The organism is Streptococcus oralis, assembly GCF_001578945.1.
In the GTDB taxonomy this organism is placed as follows: domain Bacteria; phylum Bacillota; class Bacilli; order Lactobacillales; family Streptococcaceae; genus Streptococcus; species Streptococcus oralis_Q.
In genome coordinates this window covers 250609-254699 of record NZ_KQ969551.1, presented here as the reverse complement: position 1 = coordinate 254699, position 4091 = coordinate 250609, and the positions used below count along the sequence as shown (strand labels likewise).

Annotated in this window: 3 protein-coding genes and 1 pseudogene; all 4 read right to left on the bottom strand. The window is 44.5% G+C overall.

Annotation, left to right across the window (positions count from 1 at the left end):
* Nucleotides 1-271, bottom strand: a pseudogene (locus tag SORDD16_RS11675) (hypothetical protein); the annotation flags it as partial.
* Nucleotides 272-438: 167 nt separating this feature from the next.
* Complete coding sequence (gene tehB, locus SORDD16_RS03955) at nt 439-1299, bottom strand: SAM-dependent methyltransferase TehB (RefSeq protein WP_061452457.1); 861 nt, start codon at nt 1297-1299, stop codon at nt 439-441.
* A gap of 14 nt (nt 1300-1313) precedes the next feature.
* Nucleotides 1314-1781, bottom strand: a complete 468-nt coding sequence (gene smpB, locus SORDD16_RS03950) for an SsrA-binding protein SmpB (RefSeq protein WP_001051738.1) — start codon at nt 1779-1781, stop codon at nt 1314-1316.
* Nucleotides 1744-4091: ribonuclease R (rnr, locus tag SORDD16_RS03945; protein ID WP_081215127.1), on the bottom strand; the 2348-nt coding region annotated here is incomplete at its 5' end. The genes smpB and rnr, both read right to left, overlap by 38 nt.

Genomic DNA, 4091 nt, shown 5'->3' with positions numbered 1-4091 from the left:
CCCCACCAAAGACATCAAGGAGAACCTGGTCATACTCAGCCAAGCAATAATCTAACTGGTTCGCTATTTGCTCCAAGGATAGCTGACGAAAGATCACACGTTGGATATGGGGCACCTCATCAAGAATAAACTGACGGAGAGAAAGCTTTTCTTCGTTACTTATTTTCGTCAAAGATAGAAAGAGAATCTCGTCACAATCACTGACAAAGGCTTGGTAGACATTCTTTTCCAATACATGCCGATCATACAGCTCCACCAAAAGACTCGTCATTCGACCACCTCCATCACATACAGCTTCTCGTTCCGGGAGAGCCAGTAACATACCTCTCCACCTCGCTTTCACCCACTTCTAGTATAGCATAAAACCGATCTGTTGACGCAAACAAAAACGAATAGAAACTTTGCAAAGTGGTCTCTATTCGCTGGTATAGGTTTGATTTACTTGATTTTTTTAGCTAACATAGTCGCAAAGCGTAGTTGAATGCGATTGCCATTTTCGTCACGACGGTGCAGATGTCCTGGATTTTCATTATACTTGACCAATTCCCAATCCTTGTAGTAGTCTGCCAACTCCCCTTCTTTAAAGGTGAATGGGAAGTTAACCGAGCAAGGATACTCCTCTGTATCCATGGCACAGACGATAAGGTTATAGCCACCGACCGTAGTGTGCTCCTGTATATTTTGGATAATAGCTGGAATGCGGTCCGCTTGTAGAAACATCAAAACAACTGTTGAAACGATAAAATCATAAGCTTGGCTAATGCTGGCTGAATTGATATCGTAAAGACCGACAGGCATGTCTAGATCCTCTTGCTCTACGATGCTTTGCAAGATTTCCAGAGATAGTTCATTTTGATCCACAGCTGTCACATCAAAACCTTGTTGTGCTAAGAAGAGAGAGTTACGCCCCTGCCCACAGCCCAAATCCAAAGCTCTTCCCGGTTTTACCGTCTGCATGGCTTCTAGGACTTCTGAATGGACTGGATTTGTATTGTATTTCTTAAGGAAATAATCCTCAGGTTTACAATAAAATTCCAAATACCATTCTACATTATCAGTCGCAGCCTCAACTCTGTGCCAAGCTTGAGGTTGCGACATAGGATTGTCCGCTCCCGCTTCAAAGAGGTGCTCAGATAGAACTTCTCCTTCTTCTGTCAATTTAATAAACTTGAGAGCTCCCTTCAAGACAGTAATCTTCCCCCAAGTGCCGACCTTGGTATTGTGTTTCTGCTGGACAATTTCTGGCATAGTCTGTTTATTCCACAAGGGCATCCGTTTATAGGCAATTAGTTTTTCCATTTTATTTCCTCCTCTTATCGTTGGTTTACTGCTTTCATAACTCGGGCAATATCCCGGTTTTGTTCACGGCGCTTAATGGACTCCCGTTTGTCATAGTCGTGTTTTCCTTTGGCAAGTCCTAAAAGGAGCTTGGCATAGCCATCTTTGATATAAACTTTAAGGGGAACAAGGGTCATTCCTGTCCCTTTGGTCTCTTGTTCCAATTTTTGAATTTGCTTCTTATGGAGCAGGAGTTTACGACGGCGTTCTGGTTCCTGGTTCCAGATATTGCCCTCTTCATAAGGGGCGATATGGACATTGCTGAGCCAAACTTCCCCATTTTTTACTTGGGCAAAACCGTCCTTAAGATTGATTCGAGCTGCTCGAACGCTCTTGATTTCAGTTCCAGTCAGGACTATTCCTGCCTCTAGCGTATCTACGATTGTATAGTCGTGGTGCGCCTTTTTATTTTGTGCGACGACCTTTCCCTCGCCCTTTGCCATGCTTGGCTCCTTTCTTAGCTACTTCTTTGTAAAAAGGTTTCTTGCCTTTTTTCTTCTTGTCCTTTTGTGAATGCTTATGCTTATCATTTGAGCGCCCTGATTTTCTCTTGTCTTCCTTCTTATCTGAACGACGACTGGAACCACGACCTCTGTCTTTACGACCAGCTTGTTTCAAGCCTTTTTCGATGACATCAAACTCACTTGGGATATAAGAGAAGTCAATCTCACCTGTCATCTTATCGGCTCTTTCAACCCGAATGCGAATCTGCTGTCCCACACGGAAAGTTGTGCCTGATTTCTCCCCACGCAGGGTCAAGTCACGCTCGTTGAAATGATAAAATTCAGGCAAATTGGTGATGTGAATCAAGCCTTCAACTGTATTTGGCAATTCGACAAAGAGACCGAACTTGACAATGCTGGATACAACTGCATCGTACTCTTCTCCCACGTATTCTTCCATGTACTCAGCCTTTTTCATGGCTTCGACTTCACGCTCTGCTTCGATAGCACGACGTTCACGGCTAGAAGACTGGGTCGCAATCTCTGGAATGACTTGCTCAAAATGTGCAGCAATTTCCTTGGAACGACCATAGTCCCGAATCATACGGTGGACTAGAAGGTCTGGATAACGGCGAATCGGGCTGGTAAAGTGAGTATAATAGTCTGCCGCAAGACCATAGTGGCCATGATTGTGCTCTGAGTAGCGAGCCTGTTGCATAGAGCGAAGAAACATCATGGACAATACATCCGCATAGGGTTCTCCCTCAACAGCACGCATGATGTCCTGAAGCGCCTCTTGGCTAATCTCACTAGCAGTCCCATAAATGCGCAAACCAAAGCTCGAAGCGTAATCAATAAACTTCTGAACTTTTTCAGCCTTGGGCTCCTCGTGAATTCGATAGATGAAAGGCAAATCCAGCTTGCTGAAGTGCTCGGCAACCGTTTCATTAGCAATCAACATGAAGGACTCAATCATGCGCTCTGCAATGCCACGTTGGCGAAGAACGATATCCACAGGCTTGCCTTTTTTATCCACCAGAATCTTAGCTTCACTGGTATCAAAATTAAGGGCACCACGTTTCTCACGCATGCTTTCTAGCCTTTCATGTAGCTTGGCCATGAGTTCGATACTAGGAACAATTTTCTTAAACTCTTGTCTTTTTTCCTCGTCGCCAGCCAGGATGTCATTGACAGCGCTATAGGTCATACGAAAACTAGTCTTGATCACTGTTTGTGTAATGGTGTAATTAACTACACGACCGTGTTTATCAATTTCCATAATAGCAGACTGGGTCAAGCGGTCTACTTGAGGATTGAGAGAGCAGATGCCATTTGACAGTCGTTCTGGAAGCATTGGAACCACTCGGTCTGTCACATAGACAGAAGTCGCGCGGTTAAGAGCTTCCTTGTCAAGGGCAGAACCCTCGGTCACGTAGTAGGAAACATCCGCGATGTGAACTCCGAGTTCGATATTGCCATTCTTTAAAGGCTTGATGTGTACTGCGTCGTCCAAGTCCTTAGCATCCGCACCATCAATGGTAAAGGTGATTTCATCTCTCAGGTCCAGACGACCTTCCATATCTTTTTGAGACGGAGCGTCTGGCACACTTTCTGCCTCCTTGAGAACAGCTTCTGGAAATTCAGAGACAATATCCATGGATTCCAAGACTTCAAGGACATCAATCCCAGCATCAGTCGAGTGCCCCACCACGTCTAGCACACTAGCGACAAAGAAATCATGTTTCTTACTTGGGTATTTATCGATAAGGACCTTGAGAACTTCAGTACCTTCCAACTTGATAGCTGGTTTCTTCACATAGATGGGTTGGCTGATTTTCTGATTTTTTGAACGGATGTAGCCCGCATACTTGGGCTTTTCCTGATCCAAAACGATTTGCCCGACAACTGTCGTCAGACTATGCTCTAGGATATCAATAATCTTGGCTTCTGCTGCTGTTCCCTTGTTGCGGTCAGCGACTTTCTTAATCACGACCTCAACGGTATCGCCATCAATAGCGTAGTTGACATCGTTTTTTCCTACAAAAAGGTCGTCCTCTTCCTCTTCTAGACTGACAAAGCCAAAACCGTTTTTATGGGCATGAAAAATCCCTTTGAGGGTAATTTCATGTTTCTTCTTTTGGTCTAAGGTGAGGCTACCATCTTCTCCAAAGCGAATCTGGTGCTTCCTTTCCATCAGAGACAGGGTTTTAATCAACTCACGGAAATCCTTGGATCCATCCTTTCCGAGAGCCTGAGCTAGATTATTGACCGTCACTCGCCCCTTCTCTTCTAAATATTCTTTAATTTTAT

Bases quoted from the DNA above. Each gene is read 5' to 3' on its own strand.
- tehB (WP_061452457.1), bottom strand. From the start codon at position 1,299: ATGGAAAAACTAATTGCCTATAAACGGATGCCCTTGTGGAATAAACAG.
- smpB (WP_001051738.1), bottom strand. From the start codon at position 1,781: ATGGCAAAGGGCGAGGGAAAGGTCGTCGCACAAAATAAAAAGGCGCAC.